Source organism: Shewanella sp. 3_MG-2023, assembly GCF_030548765.1.
GTDB lineage: Bacteria > Pseudomonadota > Gammaproteobacteria > Enterobacterales > Shewanellaceae > Shewanella.
Window position 1 is genome coordinate 67,543 of record NZ_JAUOSH010000020.1, and the last position, 20,672, is coordinate 88,214.

The following is a 20,672-nucleotide window of genomic DNA, read 5'->3' on the forward strand; positions in this document are numbered from 1 at the left end:
TAATTTAAAGAATACTCGGGTATGTTTGCTGCCTGTAAAATACAAAAAATACAAAAAATACAAAAAATATAGAAATTAGTTTATCTACCTGTTTTGTTTAAGTGGTCTATACTCATAGTAAGAAATGGACATTCGATGGGTGGGATCTGAGTGAAAAAGCACATTAACTCAATTTTAGTAGTAGATGACCAGCCAATAGTTAGACGAATTTTCACAAGAAGTCTAGAACAACTAGGGACTTATGAAATTATCGAGGCGGCTGATGGATTAGAAGCATTTAATTTAATCAAACAAAAACATTTTGATTTGATATTTTGTGACTTAAATATGCCCGTAAAAGACGGATTATATTTACTTCAACGACTCATAGAAATTCAATATACCAGTGCTATTGTATTATTCAGCGGAGAAGGTGAAACTTTACTTAATTCTGCTAAAGTATTAGCCACTTATTATCATCTTAATATTCTTGGTGTAGTTCGTAAACCCATCACCGCAACAATGCTGAGTGAGTTTTTGGTTAAAGCCACTAATGCTGATAGCATGCCTCAAACACAAGTCATAGCAACCCTCACATCTAAACAATTAGAGTATCACTTAAATAAAGGTAATGTTCGCGCTTACTTACAACCACAATATAATCTTGACACCATGCAAATTTGTGGCTTTGAAGCATTAGCTAGAATAGTTGATGGTGATAAAGTGATTTCGCCTTCTCAATTTATACATGCAGCAGAAGAAAATAAATTTATTCTAAGTATTACCAAAGCTGTTGTTGAAGATGCCATAAAAAACTTTGCTAAATTGGATGTAAAATATCGTTCGTTGAGTTTATCAATTAACATCTCAGGTAAAGTGCTTGATGAAGAGGACTTACCTTTTTGGTTAGAAGAAGTAACCAGTAAAAATAAAATATCTTGCAATTCGATTACTTGCGAGCTAACTGAAACTGCAATCCCTTCAAACCCATCAGTGATGATTGTAGCTTTACTGAGATTACGCATGATGAAATTTAAACTATCAATCGATGACTTTGGTACAGGCTTTGCCTCACTAGAACAATTACATATGTTACCTTTTCATGAACTGAAAATAGACAGATGCTTTGTTGAAAATATTGTTACAAATACTAAGTCTCAAGCTTTGTTTACACGAAGTATTTTACTTGCCAATGATCTTAAAATGACAGCGATTGCAGAAGGTGTTGAATCAAAAGAAACTGTAGATGTAATTAAGAAACTGGGGTGCAATATTGCTCAAGGATTCTATTTCTGTAAACCTTTTCCAGCCAATAAAATAATAACGGTTATTAATAAGGAGGGGCTTGATTACGGGGTAAAATTTCAAAGGGAATTAACATGTGAACGGACTTAAAAGGGTTGGTTCCATTTTTATAATATATGGGGTTTTGTTACTTGCTGCTATTGTTGTTTTAGCTGGCCATATGATAACACTCACTTTTTTCGCTACATGTTGGCTGCTAATCCTTTATCTACATTTAAGTAAATTGAATAAGCATGAGCTAGCTATTATCGAAACTCCAACTACCCATTGTAGGAAAGAAGTCATTCCTGAAAAACTGAATAACGACCTAATAGAGAAAATATTTTATGTTTTTAATAAAAATGTTTTATCACAATTAAGTAAAGACGGTTATATTCTAATAGACAAAGACGGTGTTATTTTGAATGTTAGTGAACGAGTGGAAAGGATTTTGGTCTGTTGTAAAGACGACATAATAACAAGCCATTTATCACTATTTTTGTTTTTTACGGAACCTACTCATCAAAAATCAACTGACACTATGATTGAGCGGATTAAAAAATTAGTGAGTAAACCTGAAAAGTTATATTTTTTAAATAAAGTTGGATTATATATCCCTATAGAAATTTCAATTAGTAAACTACCACATGAAAATGAAACATTGTACCTCGCACTAATAAGAGATATCACCGCGGAACAAGAACAATTACAACGCGAAATAGATTTGTATGTAAAACTATTTAATAAAGAAATGATTTACAAATCAGCTTTTAATCAAGCTGCAATTGGTATCGCAAGAGTAAATGTTGATTCATACATTGTTGAAGTTAACCCAATGCTATGCAAAATTTTTGGTTACAGCGAGAAAGAGTTTTGTAAGTTATCAATAAAAGACTTGACTGTTGATACTGATATAGAAAAATCAGAGATGCTAATTAGGCAACTGCTTCGTAAAGAAATTTATTTTTTTAACCTAGATAAACAGTATGTTAGGAAAGATAAAAGTGAGTTTTGGGCTAACATATCAGTATCATTAGTGTGTGATAATGTCACAAACCAACCTATTTATATGATCGCTGTAATTGAAGATATATCAGATAGAAAAAATATAGAAACAGCGCTAATAAATATAAGTAAAGAAAGAGAAGAGCTATTAGCCGGACTCACTATCGCATCAGAGGCAGGAGGTGTAAATAATTGGTCGTTAGATTTAGTTACGAATAAATTAAAGTGGGATGAAGGTACGCGACTGCTATATGGGATCAATTTAGACCAACAGCTTGTTTACCAAGATTGGCTTAATGCTGTTCACCCAGAAGACGTTGAAGAAATTAAACATCATATCTTAGCTGCTATTCATAACATCTGCTCTTTTAAAATTGAGTTTAGAGTTTTTAACCTTGAAACCAATGAGTTAGTTTGGGTTCGGTGCGCGGCGAATGTATCTTGTAATAAAAATAATAAACCCACAATGATGTTTGGCATCAATATTGATATTACCCATGAAAAATTAATTCAAATCGAGTTAGAAAAAGAAACCCAAGCGGCAAAACATGCTAACGAAGCCAAATCTAGATTTCTAGCAACTATGAGTCATGAGATCAGAACACCAATGAATGGTGTAATCGGTATGATTGATTTACTCAGACAAACTCACTTAGATACAGAACAAAAGCGTATGACGGCAACCATAAAGGATTCTTCGTTTTCGTTATTAGATATTATTAATGACATTTTAGATTTTTCAAAAATTGAATCGGGACAAATTGAACTAGAACTGACATCAGTAAGCATTCTTTCTTTAATAGAAAGAGCTGTAGATGCACTCTGTATCAATGCAAATAATAAAAATATACAGCTATATATTTGTCCTGATTTAAAAATCCCAGATAAAGTTAAAATTGATGCCGTACGCTTCAGACAGATAATTCTTAACTTGGTAGGCAATGCGATAAAATTTTCAAGCTTAGAAAGAAAAGGTGTTGTGATTATAAAAACAAGATTTGATTGGATTAGTGTTACTTTGGTTGTTGATGTCATAGATAACGGTATTGGGATCTCAGAGTTACAACAAAAAAAATTATTTACACCTTTTATTCAAGCTGACACATCGACTACAAGAAAATTTGGTGGCACAGGTTTAGGGTTAAGTATTTGTAAATCATTTAGTGAATTAATGAGTGGTGAAATTAAATTAACAAGTCAATTAGGAAAGGGCAGTTGTTTTAGACTGTCAATCCCTATAACTAAAAATAAAAATACGAAATATGAATTTGAACATTTAGATTTTAGTGAATACCGTTTTTATATTATTCATGAATCAAAAGAACTTTCGAAGTGTTGTCAGGACATTATAGCCCAATTAAACCCTTTACATGTCAGCCAAGTTGGAATTGATAAGCTAGAGAATTTGTGCGCCATAAAAGATGAACAAGTTGTAGTGATTACATCTGCAGTCGATAAAACTAATATTTTAGAATCAACAAGCTTAAAAACAATAATTTTAAATCCACATCAGATAAAAAATAATGGCTACATTGATCCACTGACCTATGTCGTCAAGTGTGAGCCGTTAAAACCCAGCGACTTAATCCATGGTTTAGCTATTTTATGTGAACTTGAAAGCCCAACACTAGATCTAAACAAAGAAATAGAGAAAAACCATAGGGAAGAGGTAGCGCTTAAAGTAGATAAAAAGCGAAATCGTAATCTGATTTTACTCGCAGAAGATGAGCCAACGAATAGATTAGTATTAAGTAATCAATTGGAAAGTCTAGGATATGAACATGAAATAGCAGTAGATGGAAATGCAGCATATAAATTATGGATAACAGGCAGGTTCAACTTAATACTTACTGATTGTCATATGCCTAATATGGATGGATTTGCGCTAACAAAAAAAATCCGTAAAGAAGAAAGTCGCAAAGGGCTAAGCCCAACGACGATTATTGCAGTAACTGCCAATGGGCTTGTCGGTGAATTTGAAAATTGTATTAGGGCAGGGATGAATGATTATATTGCTAAGCCTGTTGAATTAAAAATGCTCAAAATTGCCCTAAGTAAATATATGAGTCGGGACAAAAACACACAAGCTATAGGGGAGGTTGTAGATTGTACTGAGCGCCATAAGGCTAATGATAGTATTGATTTTAAGCACTTAATTAAAATTATCGGTACCAATGATAAAACAATAACTGACGAAATTTTATTAATGTATTGGAATAGTGTTACCCAAGACACTAAAAAATTGATTGAAGCAGTAGAGGAAGGGCAATCTGATTTGATAAGAACCAGAGCGCACGCATTGAAAGGGATATCGTTTTCGACAGGTGCTGCTGTTATTGGGGAAACGTTTAAATGGATTGAGCAAAACGCATCAAAAATTGACGATATCAAACAAAAACTGCATACAATTGAGAGTGAAACACTAAGAATAAAGGACTTATTAGTTAAACGTGGAATTTTACAAATCAAAGATTCGTAAGCAAATAATGGGATTGTAGTAGTAAAATATTGATTTTAATGCCGATAAATAACGTTATCGGCATCATGATAATGCTAGAATAAGTACATGTTTTAATTAGATATAAAATATATGGATTACACTCTACCACCAGTATTACCGCTTTTTGACTCTGCTGACTTCTTACTTGAAGGTAATAGTGTCGTTAATCAATACATCACTCAAATTTCTCTTGATAATGTAACTGATGCCGGTTTAATTATTGAACATTGCTCTGATTGGTTATATGAGCAACGGCATAGTGAAAATAACTATAAAGCCTACCGAAGTGAATTAACCACATTTCTACATTGGTGTTTTGATGTGGCTGTAATATCGCCAATAATGGTAACTAGAAAAGATATCGCCAGGTATATTGCATACTGCGAAACACCACCCAACGAATTTATTGGTTATTTTAATGTGCCACAATTTAAGCTAGAAAAAAGCATAAATGAAAGAATACCAAATCCACAATGGCGGCCATTTGTAGGTAAAAAAATACTTGGAAAACCACAACCATATAGTTTGAGTGATAACGCACTAAAAACCAAAATAGCAATAGTATCATCTATGTATAGCTATTTAATTAGTGAAGAATACACAGAGAAAAATCCTGCACAATTATGGCTCAAATACAGTCGTTTTGCTGTTAAGAAAAAATACATAAAAGATGACGATGATAATCATCATGCTTTTACTGAACTACAATGGTCATACGTGGTTTCTACAGTTTCTGAGTTAGCAATATCGCAGCCAGAAAAACATCAACGTAGCTTGTTTTTAATTAATTTACTCTATAGTTGCTATCTTAGAATTTCTGAAATCAGCGCTAGAGCTGGATACTCGCCATTAATGAGTCAATTTAAAAAGAATCCGCATACTGGTATTTGGTATTTTTATGTACCATTTTCTAAAAGTGGCAAAGCAAGAAATATTGCTATTTCGAAATCACTACTAACAGGTCTTAAATCCTATAGAGAATATCTAGGCCTGTCAGCATTACCAAGTGCCAATGAAACGCATCCGATTTTTGTTAGACATAAAGCCGCTGGTCATGGTCGAGATTCTGGAATGCTAAATGCTAACCTAGGGATAAGACAAATTCGTGAAGAAATTAATACCTTAATAAATCTCGCAGCAGATAAAGCGTTTGAAGATGGTTTTGATTATGACAGTCAACTCATGAGGAAACTAACCGCACACAATATTCGTCATACCGGTATAACTCATGACATCAATTTAAACCAAAGACCATTATCACATGTTCAAGCTGATGCAGGCCATGAAAGTATTGATACCACGTCACAATATTTACATACTAGCCAGGCAGAACGTGATCAAAGTGCACAAAATAAACCATTTAATCATTTAGCTAATTAATGTCATCAAATATGCATATTTAACAGGCAACGCTATGTGAAATCTGAAGATATAATCAAGGTAATAGGCTCAGAATTTAAAATAAGGTCATATTTAAAAGCTATGTTAGTTGTCTAATGTAGCTTTAAAAGCATATAAAAATACCCACACACAACTGCGCACAATGTATATTATGTTAAATAGCTTATGCCTTTAAGGATTCGAAAGTTCGTATGTGTGAGCCCTGCCACTTAGATCGAGATTTTACGGCGCAATGAGATTTTTATTTGCCCTTGTGATGTCTGCGACTTAGATCGGGATCTTACGGCGCCATGAGATTTTTCATACCCTTATACCAATAACTATGCGCTACTTGGGATAACTACAGTTAAATTGAGTCCAGTTTGTAGAGTTTACTCTGTATGCTTTAGTTGCAGATTAATGCTTTGATTTACTCCGTAGGTATACATAATTATTATTCTGACATTCTCATTGGTGTAATTTGTAAACTCGAATACCTATACTTAATAATTATCGCTTACTCTAAATTGATGAAAAATATGAGATTATCATTAATTGGTTAACATTAGCCAAGCTAATCAAATGAATAAACGCTCGTTAATTAGGCGTCGCTACGTGAAATCTGAGCCTATGGCTATGGCTAAGGCTAAGGCAATGGGCCTATATAATTTAAACTGAGATGCATAAATTTACCGTTAATGACTTAACACTACTGATTTTCTATAGTTAGTTTCCAGGTACAGCAAAACTGTTAATTACACTAAACAGATAATTTGTTAGCTAATTTTTCAAGTTAAATCAATTGTATGCATTACTAATGTGAAAGTCTAAAAGAACTACAATTTTTACTTTGAAATTAATGTTTAAAATTATCAAACCAAATGCATTACACAAGAATTTAGCCTCAATAATTAATGGGTAATATTACAATTTTTTGTGTGGGTCTTAGCTATGAATTATTCAATCCGTTCTCGCTGTATAACACTGAAATTATTTGATTTTTATTGCTATATGGGGTCTTATAGGCTTTGTTAATAGTGATAATAAACACTAAAAATTATTTATTTTTGTTTAATAAATGGATAGAAAATGCACTGAGTAAAGTGGTATCCGTCAATAGACTACAAGTGGATAGAAGAACCTTAAACCTTGAAATCATTTAATGCCGATAACGTTTTAAATGCTATTAAAAACTTTAATCTATTGATTTAGTTATTTATTTAAGTCATAAAAGATAGTCTTTAATATTTAAAATATTTTCTAGGAATAGTATTAAAATGCAGTCATTTGGAATCCATTTACTAACCAACTACTTCGCAGTGTGATGCGAATTAATCGTAGAAATAATGTGTTCTAACTATAAACAAGCTCATTGAAAGGTGGTTTACCCATTGCTAAAAACGATTATATTTATGAGTTTTATTTGTAATATCGACGTTTATTGCTCATCATATTTTATAGTATCAATACTTTTTATCGGTCTAACTCCCCTCACCATTTCAGATTATAATTAGCAAAGTGCCCTAGTCCATACAACTGAATAAAAGAAAAAATATGTCCCATTTAAATTTTGTATGGCTCTTTTAGAGCAAGAAGTTGCTAGTCCCCTAACCCATTCCTGGACAGAAATGAGCTAGAGTTAAGGCTCTGAAAATGAGTGGTGTGATTAGAAAATGTATAGTGTTCGGTCATGCAGTAGCCCCTCCATCTAATAAGCGAACCATGTGCTGGCGGGCGATTTACTCAACAAATGGCATGACATCTTTGGTAAACCTTAATTCAGAGGCTTGTTAGATTTTTTAGCTACTACGAATCTGACATTCCCTTGTTTCTCGTGAGTATTAGAACCAAGATTTGATAATAATTCATCACAAAAATCAGGGTATTCCTCGCCAAGAAAGTGGCTTAATTTATTCATTCTATTGAGCCTTGCTGACCAGCCCTCGATAATTTCCGATGCCGCAGCTCCAGAAAAATTCAATTCAGGATCAGTTACATCATTATCGAAATATACAATCTCAAAGCCAGCATCCTTCAACAGACCTTGCATTTTGGAACCAAAGTCAAAATCATATAAACCAGACCTATATGACTCTAATTCAAAACTTTTTACTCTAGCGTAATACTTGCTATCTCTAGCAAGGTTGCCTGAGATAAAGCAGGATACATCCAATAATGCAATCCAGCCTACATCGCTCATTACAGAGTTTAAAACTTTTAAGTAATCTAATGGGTTACTAAGATAAGATAAAGAAAAGCTCCCCCAAATACCGCTAATATCACCAAAGGATAAATAATCAGCACTCTGAAAGTCGCTAAGAACAAAGTCTTCGTTACAAGTCCTCCTAGAATCACAGAACTCAATAAATTCCTTATTAATGTCTATGCCTATAACATTGTTTACTCGGAGCGAAAAGACACGAGATACATCACCTACGGAGCAGCCAAGGTCAACTACAGTGTCACTTTGACTTAACGGTATAAACCTAAGGTAATTCTCCCAACTTCTCAATTTCTGTTGTTTTTCATATTCAGCAAAAAGGGGCAATTGATACTCCGCATAATTTTATCAAAGCTATTTATTAATAAGCACCCTATCAAAACAATGCTGAAATAACGAGCATGTCTTAACGAAAGTAATCAGTGAGTGCCATTAATGGATTAGTAAAAATAGGCCATCTGGCTTGTTATTTATCAGAGCTGCTTAGCGAGTGCAACTAACTTTGGGGCAACTATGTCTTTGAATGTCGGGGTGGGAACCCTAAGGAATAGGGCTCCTTTCAACTAACAATCAATGCTTTCAGAAAGTAACAGTGCATCTTCTAATTCAACACCAAGATAGCGGATCGTGTTATCTACCTTTGTATGCCCGAGTAAAAGCTGCACTGCTCTGATATTCTTAGTTTTTGCATAGACTAATGTCGCTTTGGTTCGCCTCATTGAGTGCGTACCATACAAATTTGAGTCTAATCCAAGATTTGACGCCCATTTTCTGACAAGGCATCGATAGTATGAATAGCTAATAGGTTGCTGCTTTCGTCTTTGGCTTGGGAAAAGAAAATCGTTAGGATTTAGCGAAGCAATCAACATCCATTTCATTAGACTTTGTTGAGTTCTTGTCGTTATTTCAAATTGGACTTCAATGTCTGTTTTTCGCTGAATATGCTTAACACGGTTAAATATTCTATCTTGCGAAGATACATCGCAAACTCTGAGTGGCAGCAAGTCACTAGATCTAAGTTTACTATCAATAGCTAAATTAAGTAGCGCAAGTTGCATCAAACTATTTTCAATCTCTAGTCTGGTTCTGATACGCCATATCTCTTCAAGCCGAAAAGGCTTTTTGACGCCACTACGTTTCGCTTTACTAAAACACATCATGATGACCTCCTTTTATTTTGGTCATCACGATTGTAGTTAGAAAGAAATGGACATTTCCGAGTTACTAATTAATGTAATCTTGAAAAATTTACGATAAGTTTTCTATTCTAAGAGTGCGTTCAACTGCAAATCAGTGGCCAGATTCACTATGCCACTACACACTCCTTAAAGAAATACATGTTTTATGTAACACATTTTATGTATTAGCTTAAAACCTCATTAATGTAATGACTTAACAGAATGTAGTGGCCAATGAAAAATGGCCACGATTTTAGAAACTATTTAGCTTATTTATGGACAAAAGCGAGATAGGGTTATTGTACTAGTCGATAGCAATACGTATTAGATCTTGTAGTGGGAGTGAAGGAGTCTAACTGATGCCTTCACTCTATTGACCATATTATGAGTTACCCGCAGTGGTTAACCTTTTAGCTTGTGACCAAGTTAACTATGCCACTTCATACATTATTGTCCAGCATGCGTAGCTACCTTACCAAACGTTTCAAGTTCTAAGAATTTTGATTTAAATAAATGTTCAGGTAATTTCTGTTTCAGTAAAGCATGAAAATTATCATCATGGGTAGAAATGATGATTTGCTTACCTAAATTTGTACTAATACTCCTTAATAAATCTATAACACCAAGCACATTGATACTATCCATCGACTGAACTGGATCATCGATAAATATGCAGTCAACTGGCTTTCCTGCATTTGTGGTATTGAGTGCTTTGGCCAAGAAAATACTTAAACTTAAAACATTAATTTGTGCAGAACTAAAACTTAACATCGGTGAAACTGCATTATTTCCATCTTCATCAGTGATGTACACTTGGAGTTTTGGTTTTCCATCTTCAGGAAAGCTACAGTTAAAATCGATTCGTTTAAAGTCTGGATGTGGATCAATTTTTCTATAAATAGTATTAATCAAATCGGCATGAAAATATTGATTAACTTGCGCTTCAAGAGCTTCATTTATTCCTCTTAAATCAGTTAAAAATGCCTTTTTAATTCCCTCACATTTACCGATTTCTAATTCTAATTTTTGTTGTTCTTTAGTTGATTTAACAACGTTAATATATTTTAATACTTGCTCAGCTAGTGTTGTTAATGATGTAAACCTTGATATTAGATCTGTATCTTTCTGTTTTAATTGGTCTAAATACGAAATTCTACCATCAAATTTTCGCTTTAAATCTATCCAGTTACTATCCACCAATAAACGCTCTTCTCCAAGCTGTTGTACGGCAGTATAAAATTCACGAATAGATTCATTTAATCGCACCAACTCATCGTTTAATTCAGATATTTTTAAAATGAGCGCTTCTATTTTACTGATGGGATGTTCAAAAAAACTTGCAGTGTATTGTGCCGTTAGTGTATTTATAGCATCATTATTTTCCTTAACTTCCTGCTCTTTCCCATTAAATAAATCCTCTGCTTTTTTGAAGTGATAAGCAATAATTTCATTTAATTTTTGCTCATTAAGTTTGAGCTCTATTATTTCATGAGACACTTCCAGCTCAGTTAACAACAATAAATCATTAGTTAAAAGAGCGTCTGTATTTTCTGATTCACTAACTAGCACACTCAAGTCGAGTTTAAGCTTCTGAGCGTCTTCATTCAACTGTCGATATTCTACTTTCGTTTCAGCAATCTGTGTTGCAAGTGAAGTGCCATTAACTTTAATTTTTGCTATCTCATCATTGATATATGCTTGAAAAAGTTCAGGTGCTTTATGGTACGTTAACTCCTTCAACCTCTCAACTTCAACTTTCTCTTTTTCAATCTGTTCAAGAATTTGATCTGTTGATTTCTGTTTTTCTAATGATTCTTGTAAATTTTCTCTCAAAAAAATTAATCGAGCTTCTTGTGCTACCAAGAAATCTTCTTTTAATTTTTTTAGCTTATTAACTTCTTCCTTTAGGAGGGACTGGCAGTTTTCAACCTCTTTTAAAAGCCTCTGCTGAGAATCACTTAAACTTGAATTTGAATTAATTGCATCGGCAAGAACTGTAAATGATTCATGCTCATGCTGACACAAAGGGCAATGCTTTTCTTGGCTCTGGTTTATTAATTGAGACCCGATTTTGATAAGGTTTGCAATCGAATCTTTTTGTAGATTTACAGCGTCCAGTGACTGATTAAGATCTCTTAGCTGTGTATTTAAACTTTCTTGTTTAATGATTGTTGCTGAATAATCCTTAGCTATTTTTATCAATACGTCATTTTTAAATTTGCTAGCTATCATCAGGTCAAGTTCTTCAACTTTAAAGTGCTTTACTGCGACCCCTTCTGATTTGAGATGAGCTATATCACTTTCCAAATCATCAATATTTTTTGATATCAACTCTACATTATTATGTCGGTTAATATTATCTTCGATTCGACTGATCTCAGAAAAATGTTTTACAGCTTCATTTCTTTGTATTTCAAGCTGTTCTATTTTTTTCTGCAAGATCCTTTCTTGAATTTCTAGTTCTCTCTGTTTAGAGTCACTAACCTTAATTTTTTGTTCTTTTCCTGTTACTTTTCTTCTAAGTTCCGTTAGTTTCCCTGTATATTCATGCTTTAATTGCGCTTGTTTAATAAAGTCGGGAAGACGTTTATTAAATACTTGCAGCTTTTCAAAAAACTCTCGTTGGGTACCAAATTGCTCTGTTAGTAGATATTTTTTTTCATTTAACAACTGCCACTGTTCAATATCACTTTTTTGTTTCGATAACTTTGATATTTCACTCTTTGAGTCTTTAATTTCATTATGTTTTTTATCAAATATATGAAACGAATCGACTAACTTTTCTAATTGAGACTTTTCAATTTGAATACCCTCAATTTTTTGATTCGCTTTTTCTTGAAGTTGTTCAACTTTTAATTTTAATTTAGCATTTAACTCGTCATCAAAAGAGTTATCGAATACAGAAAAATCCCCTCCTTGCTCATTCAATTCAGCAGCAAGTTCATTAATGTTGGTTAAACAACTTACATCTATAGTCGTTCCTTCTCCTAATTCAAGGGACAAGTTTTTCTTTTTAATCTCATCAACTTTATTCTGAATATTATATAATCGGCTATTTAATTCCTTTAATACGAACTGAATCTGTTTCCGATTTTTTTCAAGGGTGTCATCTCCTGCTAATTGTTGCGCCATGAACTGCTCGTAACGAGTTTCAGGTTTTAACTCTCTTAAGAAGCCATCAATGGCCTCCTGTGAAAGCATAACTGAGCGGAAATAACGCTCTTCAGGATTTGTTTTTTTATCATCAAATGTATAATCCTTACTTCCCTTACGCGCAAGGGGAACACTTCTTTTTATGGGGTCTTTATCGGTAGTAGTAATTTGAACACTAGACTCAATCTCATCAGGTGCATTTTTTGTTCTTAAAATATGCTGTTTTTGCCCGCTCTGATTTAATTCTTTTGCATCACTATTATTAACATTCGCTAAACTCGGATCTCTGATAAAACGAGTAATGTTATTGGTCATACAAAAATCAATTGCATCATAAAAAGATGTTTTACCAAAACCGTTTGGAGCGTATATGGAGACTAGGTCAGCTGGTTCATCTGTTTTTACTGTAAAATCAAAAGTACCATCTTGCTTATATAAATAACTTTTAAAAGCCTGTATTTCTACACGTTTAAATTTCATGATTATCAACCTCTAAAATTACCTTATCCAACCAAGTATTACGTCTTTTTTTGTCATTATTTATGCGACCTAAAGGAAGATTAGTATTCAACAGACTCTGCGTGATGGGTGAGTAGTTAGGTTCACTTTGCACAACTTGATTTGAAACGGGGGAAACGTCAATATCGTCACCGAGAATATGGTCATTGAGTAACTTGGCAACATGGTCTTTTTTTACACACTTTATCTGATTATCAAATATAATTTTACGCACAAAAAAAGTGTCATTTTCAATAGTGTATTTAAGAGGGTTAGAAATCTTTTGAGGAGATAACAATATGAAATATATATTCCAGCTTGAGAAGTCATTCAGTGTAGGAAGGTATTCTGCACCAATAAGGTTGTTAATTCGCTCCCAGAGGCATTCAATAGTTTCTTCATTATCAATACAACAAGAAATTACTGAAAAAAATGAGCATTCATTAACTTTTGCTTTATGTAAATTGAACTCTAGCTCAGGAAAACTATCTTTTAAGAAGTTAATATCATCCCCTAAGTCTAAAAAAAATTCAGTCTTCATTTTCAAGTTCCTTGATAGTTAAATAGGGGGCATACTCATTGTTCAATAGAGTTAACAATTTACCTTCTGTCTCATCGTCACACTCTGCTGAGTTGGTATGTTCTTCATAAACAGTCTCTTTTGCTTCAATACATTCAGCGTGTAATGTAGTCAAATCGATAACACTATTAATTTTAGAAATTTTCCTATTAATTTCGCGTCTTACATTAATTATACTTCCACTATTTGTGTCAGCTCGTCCAATATTAATTTTGTCACTAATCTTTTTGATAAAGTCATTGGTGAATTTAGGAGAGTGTGATTTTGAATGAGTTTGAGTAATAATAATGCTATTTTCATTAAGTTCTTCTAAATCTGTAAACAATATATCTTTTATATACTCTCGCCAAACACCAGATCCACCTATATACATTAGTCGTTTAGATTTCATCATCTCTCTAACATATGCTAAATCCACGGTTTCAGGTTTGTCTATTAAAATGGATATAGTTAATAATTCTAAAAAAGCCTTCCATAGGCCAATGCATCGCAATTCGTGCATCGGCCTATTATGAACATGAAATGATTGTTCTAGATTTTGTAATATTTCATAAGGAAAAAGGCTTACTTTAATCTGTTCTGTTACCAATGCTCTTAGCACATCTTGAAGTAAGTTTAACCCATCATCATCAGCCCAGCTTCTTTGAACATCAAAAGTAAAATTATCTAAATGTTCAAAACTCGATAAGTGCAAAGGTAAAAGTGGGGCTAATGTTTTACCTAAATACAGTTTTTGAGGATTATCTACGAGCTTCTCATATTCACTAATCGGTATTACTGAAATATTACCATGATACTCATTGTCTATATTGCCATCCATTTTGGTTTCAATGCCACAAAGTAAAACTGGATCATTGTTATTACCTAAGGTAAATATACCGCCACCAGAAAAACCGACAACATTACTATGGGTGATAACTGCTTTAGGAGTTAGGATAACCCTGTTTTGGTCTGTACTATAAAACTCATACTTATTTGCCGAATACTCACTAACATCTCCCTCCCTTCTGTCTTCAGGGTACCCACATAAAAACACTTCATCATTATCATCCAAAGGTGTGCAATTAATCATTAATTCAAGCGTGAGATCTGGATCAACAATAAAAATAGCCATATCTTCGGTATCATGAAAAATAATATCTAGTACTGTTATTGGCTTTCCATCGTAAGTAATTATTACATGGGGATCTATATCATCACTGTTTAAGTCATTACTGTTGACTTTTAAGCAGTGCTTAGCGGTTAACACATAGGCATAGTCAGGTGACATTGGCTGTATTAAAACACCACTGCCGTTATTAACCTTTACAGAATGTTTTTGACGTATTAAGTCAGCTTCTTGACTCATATTTGTATAGTACCCTCACATGATGATGTGCTATATGTGGCTTCTTTTCGTTCTTCCTCTGTAAAAATTCTGTTTATTAGATCTGGATAATTAAACATTAGGTTTGCCGTAGGGAAACGATTGATAATACGAGCAAGCACTAATTTATTCGGTAATCTATGATGCTTACCATTAGCAGAGATAATGAAATTTTCGCATTCAATAAACTGTAATAATTCGTTGTTGGTATTCGCTTTGCTTCCATGGTGAGATACTTTTACGTAATCTATTTTCAAAGGATTATCTTTTGAATAGCCTAAAGACTCTAAGCTTTCAATCACGACTGATGGATGTGCATCGCCAAGAAATAAAATAGATTTATCATGGCACTCGAAAATAAACGCTAATGAACTGCCATTGTGAATTGATTTATCCTCTTCAAAATCATCATCCGCCAACAACTGTTCGATTGAGTTCTGATAATCGTTGTTTTGTCCCGATGTATTGGCATTTGGAGTTTCTTTTACCCATTTAACCAAAAGTTTTTCTAGTTTAGCTAATGAGGGGGAAAGAATTTTAAATTTACTACCAAACCAATCTATTTCATCACCCGTTTTAATTAAGTCGTGTGACCAAATTTTCTTATCGATTAAGTACTCTTCAAGCTTGATCCCTTGCCCTATACTCGTATTATTGCCTGAACTATTTTTTAACTTTACTGTATTTGAATCATCTAGAGGTTTATCAAAATGATTAAAAATCAATTTCCCGGAGTTAAACCACACTTCTTTAGTTAAATCTGTCAGGTAACCGCTTTTATTAAAGCCAGCTAAAAGCCCCCCAATATGGTCATCGTCAACATGAGTTAATACCAGTAAATCAATTTTTTGATTTTTTGACTTAATATTATTCAAGAAAAGCTTAAGGGGTCTTGGGGTGTGTTGCACTTCAAATGCTTGTGCAGGCCCACCATCAATTAGTATGTTTTTGATTTCCCCTTCAAATTCATAACTAATGGCAATTGAATCACCATGTTCAGCTTGTAATATATTTAATTCAATTGCCATTGTTTCACCTTAACAATCCTAATACTTGGTTATATGCAAACCAACCTCCCCCCAAGGTCTACCACATGAACGTTTTTCACTCAAAAAACTGTTTAATAAACACTCGCGACCTACTGCGAATGCTAAGCTGAAAACAAATATTGATGAGTGCAATTGAATGTATTTTTATTATTAAGGTTAATTATTGAACATTCATAAGCTCGCACGGCCTCCCCCTAAACCAATGAATCATATCTTATTATTTATTGATTTGCTGTGATATTTGTCATCAAGTAACCTATCTGTAAATATCCAATCATAAGCTTTTGTATGAAAAACGAAGGTAAGCATTATTAAATAGAGCCTTGGTTCTAAGTAACTTTGGGGCATAAACGTGTTTACCCCCTAACCCGTTTTTGAACAGAAGTCACTTAGAGTATTGAGTCTAGTTAACCTGTTTTGAATTAGAAAAAGTACCTTAGTTTGTTTGAAAAACAACTTAATTTACTACGACCCTTTTGATGAGCCAGAATCATCGTTTATAATGTTCATTTTGATACGGACTGTTTGATATATGTATAAAATCTATTTTTGCGACCATTTTTTAGTACCACCACAGTCACTACCATAAACTAAAAATTCCTAAAAAAAATATTGCATTGTAATATATGGGAAAAAAATAATTACTTTAAACTTGGATGTTAGTAATGAAGCATAATAATTGGCAAACACTCTTTGAAGGCCGAGAAGAAAATTTAAATTGGCTTAAACGCGTATGGAGTAAAGCCCGCTCTGGCGAGCCACAATTGGCAATGATCTTAGGCGAAACAGGTTTAGGTAAAACACGCTTAGTACAGGAGTTTTTCTCTTCTTTATCAAAAGAAGAGTTTGCCAACAATAACAATTACTGGCCTGATTCATTAGATGTAGACCGAAATCTATCTTTAAATCCTCTTCCAGAAGACATAAACACTAAACAAGATATTCCTTGGTTGTGGTGGGGTATGCGTTTTGCTATTCCCACACATCGGAACAACACAATTGCTCAAAGTCCTTTTGAGGCAGAAGATGTTTCCTTGATGGTTCATGCATTTCCAATATTGCGCATGCATCAGTATAAAGCGACTAAATTTGAAGCAGCTAAGATATTTTCAACAATCGTTGCAGACATCGCAAGCATAGGGGTTTATGGCTCTGCCTTAAGCATTCTAGATATGTTTAAACTTAAATCTCAAGAAAAAGAAAATTCGAGGTTATCTTTTAGTGAAGCTAATGTAAAACGTGTAGAAACCCTAGTCGAGAATACACTTGCCCGATTAGAAATGTTTTTAAATCCCAAGAGTGATGATTGTCCCACGGTTCCTGTTATTTTAGTATTGGACGACGCCCAATGGATAGATCCCATTACAGTCAACGCACTTAGAATAATATTTGAGCAAGCAACAGCAGAGCAATGGCCCTTAATGGTGATAGGAACACATTGGGAAAAGGAATGGCAGGAGTATCCAGATAATTTGGACAATTCAATCCATACCTCAAATTTAAAACAGGTTTACAATGTATTTAATGATCATAATCCTCGCCTAGTAAATACTTTATGGTTAAAAAAACTAGAATCTAACAAGTTAAGACTAATTCCAGAACGAGCACTCCCCGGAATTGATAAGATACAAATAGAGCAACTTGTAACAGAAGCTGATGGTAATCCAAGATCAATGGAAGAAATGGTCCTGCTTCTGTTGAATAGACCAACAGATTATTTTTTAAATGGTGATAGTAACCAACCACTAAATAGAAAAGGTAAAAGTCGATTAGCAAAATTACAGCATACATCGATTTATCAAAAAATTATCGAACGATACAGTGAGCTAAATACTGAGTTACAAGATTTTCTCAGCTCTGGAGCTTTGTTCGGCCCTGAGTTTATTAGACCGCTTGTTGTAGATTTATTGATTCATAGCCCTATTGATGATTATCTAAGTTTTGAAAATATCAATAAACTTGCTGATGAAGCACAGGACATACATGCCCTCGTACAAAATTTAGAAGTTAATTGTGACGTATTTCAACAAAAAATTTACCACAATGTTGCCAAAGATTACCTTAAAATTGGGGACGAGGAGTGTTATGAAGCTCGTTTTTCTTCAATAAGCAATATATTGAATAAATGGGTAACATCTGAAAAACACAAATCACTAAACACAAATGAGCAAATAATATTATTTAAATTAGTGATCAATCATGCGTGTAATAATCCCGATTCAATTTTATCCCCTAAAAATATTGCCTATGCTTTTGATTCATTAATTGAGGCCTTTGATAACAGAAGCCAAGAAGGTGAAGTAGCAAAATGGTGGAGTGTAATTCTTACCAATCATGGTAACCACTGGTATTTAGAATTCCTTGAAAAGTTAGAGTTTGCACCTGATCACATTGAAACAGCGATCAATTTTGATATCAATTTATTAAAAGGTTTTTTGATTTTATTACCCCAAATTGACAACATGATGTTTAATCCTAAATGCCCTGATTCATTAAGTAGGAAAGCTAACTGGCTTATCAATGCAGGGGGGGTTTACACAGATCCCGACTTGGCAAAGCAGCATTACTTAAACGCAATAGAAATTTACCGGAATATAATAGACGTATTTGGATCTTCGTATGAACGATTGTGGTATCTGTCTCAAAGCTTAATGATTATGGCTGGCCTTATACAACAGAAGATTAGGTGGACATATAGTACAGAAAAATTGACTTTGACTCAGCAAAAAAAATTGCTTGAGCAAGAAGTCCAAGACAAAGAATTTATGAACCTTCTCCAAGAAGCATTACATATTACAAGAGAAATAATCAAACAATTTGGAACATCACCGAGCAGGTTCAACATGCTATCCCAAAGAATCATTGAATTCGCGCATGGGCTTAAACGTTTGGAAGAAAATACAGAAACAATTGCGAAATATTATCAAGAAAGTTTGGCTATCTGCCGAGAAAACATCAATAACTTTGGAGCTACTCCAGAAAGTTTAGCTAGTTTATCTCATAGTCTAATGAGTTTAAGTAATTATAACTGTGATACAGAAACAGCCGGAATATACCTTAAAGAGTGCTTACATGTTGACCAATCTATCATCAACGATTTTGGTTCATCTTATGAACGTTTAGTTGGTGTAAGTGATAGTTTATTTCGAGTGGGCAAAAACAATATAGATTGTGATGAGGTTGCGGTAGGTTTACAACAATTAGCTGAATCTATACAAATAATACGCGATATTATTATTGAATTCGGTGAAACACCTTCTTTATTATTTATGTTGTCGTTTAAGTTAAATAATCTCGCTGACTTAACTCTTAAGTTCGGAAAAGAAGTGGACCCTGTTAGGAATAATCTCCAAGAAATAATAACTATCGAACGGAGCATAATAAATAAATATGGAATTACACCTTTACGTTTGGCTAACTTGGGAGACAGCATTATCAAATTAGCTAGGTTTTGCGGAGATATAGACAATAATATGGTGGCTTTACAAGCTCATTGTCAGGAAGCATTGAAGGTTGAGAAAAGCCTTACTAGTTTAAATTCTAGTTATTTTAATACATACGCCATTAATCTTGCCAAAGATATCGAGGATTGCTTAGGTGTTGAAATTACCCAAGACCGATTTATTTATGCAAAGACAGATAATACAAAGTGAGCATAGTGATAACCATTGAAGCCGGATTATGCATAACCGATTAAGGCAGGTTCAAAATTGCCCTTAATCGGTCATTATTCATGTAATTCTGGAAAAGTTTACATTTCAAACTTTTAAATTTAGGTCTACTTATGTTTAGCTGCGGAAGATTTGTTGCTGATACCAAAAGCTTCCGCTTTGTGCACAAAGTGATCATTAACCATTAAATGACAAATACAAAGCCACCCATTATTTTGAAGTTTGGACTTCCCACACTTTGGTAGTGGAAAAGATAGCATAAAATAATCGAAACTCATTATGGGGCAGAAACGATTTACAAAGTTCTGAAAGCTTCCATATTTCTGATAACCTAAGATATGGCAAGGTGCGAGTATCACCTACAGGCTAGAGGCCAGTTTAACAATCCACTGTAGTCGTCCATTCTTCTCTCACACTGCTATAAGTTGTTTTGTTTGTTTACTACAACAACCCCAATAGCTATACGAGTTCCATCAATACACTTACCTGTTCCTTCTACATGGGCACACTAGCCTAGATTATTCGTTAGTATTCTTTTAACTTCAAATCTAGCAAATAGCACCAGTCAATTCACATCATATTGCCAGTTATAGCCTGATAAACCCAAGCATTAAAGGTTTAAATAGGACAGATTTCAGCTGAAATTCACCCAACCAAGCATAATCTTTTTTTTGTTTAAGAATATTGACGTGCTGAAATAGTGGTTAATGGTGCGACGGTTACAAACTGTAACAATATTTGATGTTGAACATAAAATCTTGCGTGACCTTCGTCACGTTTTTCGTTCTATGTTGATATTGCATGAAAT

General features: G+C 33.7%; 10 protein-coding genes. 4 read left to right on the forward strand and 6 right to left on the reverse strand.

The genetic code is table 11. The features are described 5' to 3' along the window. The first annotated feature begins 150 nt into the window (after positions 1-150). The 3 genes from Q4591_RS12735 (at position 151) to Q4591_RS12745 (ending at position 6,148) form a co-directional block, all read left to right on the forward strand. Positions 151-1,374 carry an EAL domain-containing protein gene (locus tag Q4591_RS12735; RefSeq protein ID WP_303446176.1) on the forward strand — a complete coding sequence of 408 codons (1,224 nt, stop codon included), beginning with the start codon at positions 151-153 and terminating at the stop codon, positions 1,372-1,374. Continuing rightward, on the forward strand, positions 1,361-4,747 hold the full coding sequence (locus Q4591_RS12740) for a PAS domain S-box protein (protein WP_303461300.1): 3,387 nt from the start codon (positions 1,361-1,363) through the stop codon (positions 4,745-4,747). The genes Q4591_RS12735 and Q4591_RS12740 overlap by 14 nt, the downstream gene beginning before the upstream one ends. 111 nt (positions 4,748-4,858) lie before the next feature. Continuing rightward, entirely contained in the window at positions 4,859-6,148 is a 1,290-nt protein-coding gene (locus Q4591_RS12745; RefSeq protein ID WP_303461303.1) for a site-specific integrase, read from the forward strand. A 1,774-nt stretch (positions 6,149-7,922) separates the two neighbouring features. Here Q4591_RS12745 and Q4591_RS12750 read toward each other — a convergent pair. The 6 genes from Q4591_RS12750 to Q4591_RS12775 all read right to left on the reverse strand — a co-directional run bounded on the left by Q4591_RS12750 (position 7,923) and on the right by Q4591_RS12775 (position 16,172). Beyond that, positions 7,923-8,696, reverse strand: a complete 774-nt coding sequence (locus Q4591_RS12750) for a bifunctional 2-polyprenyl-6-hydroxyphenol methylase/3-demethylubiquinol 3-O-methyltransferase UbiG (protein ID WP_303461305.1) — start codon at positions 8,694-8,696, stop codon at positions 7,923-7,925. 236 nt (positions 8,697-8,932) lie between these two features. After that, on the reverse strand, positions 8,933-9,526 hold the full coding sequence (locus Q4591_RS12755) for a tyrosine-type recombinase/integrase (protein ID WP_368501206.1): 594 nt from the start codon (positions 9,524-9,526) through the stop codon (positions 8,933-8,935). Positions 9,527-9,994: 468 nt separating this feature from the next. After that, positions 9,995-13,180: an AAA family ATPase gene (locus Q4591_RS12760; RefSeq protein ID WP_303461312.1), complete on the reverse strand. Its 3,186-nt coding sequence runs from the start codon at positions 13,178-13,180 to the stop codon at positions 9,995-9,997. Continuing rightward, a complete protein-coding gene (locus tag Q4591_RS12765; RefSeq protein WP_303461314.1) occupies positions 13,170-13,739 on the reverse strand; it encodes an ABC-three component system middle component 1 in 570 nt (189 codons plus the stop codon). Before Q4591_RS12765 ends, Q4591_RS12760 begins: the two co-directional genes overlap by 11 nt. Continuing rightward, complete coding sequence (locus Q4591_RS12770; RefSeq protein ID WP_303461317.1) at positions 13,729-15,126, reverse strand: ABC-three component system protein; 1,398 nt, start codon at positions 15,124-15,126, stop codon at positions 13,729-13,731. Before Q4591_RS12770 ends, Q4591_RS12765 begins: the two co-directional genes overlap by 11 nt. Beyond that, positions 15,123-16,172, reverse strand: a complete 1,050-nt coding sequence (locus Q4591_RS12775; RefSeq protein ID WP_303461318.1) for a ComEC/Rec2 family competence protein — start codon at positions 16,170-16,172, stop codon at positions 15,123-15,125. Before Q4591_RS12775 ends, Q4591_RS12770 begins: the two co-directional genes overlap by 4 nt. Positions 16,173-16,858: 686 nt before the next feature. On the opposite strand from Q4591_RS12775, the gene Q4591_RS12780 reads away from it, so the two are divergent. After that, complete coding sequence (locus Q4591_RS12780) at positions 16,859-19,846, forward strand: AAA family ATPase (RefSeq protein ID WP_303461320.1); 2,988 nt, start codon at positions 16,859-16,861, stop codon at positions 19,844-19,846. Positions 19,847-20,672: the final 826 nt, after the last annotated feature.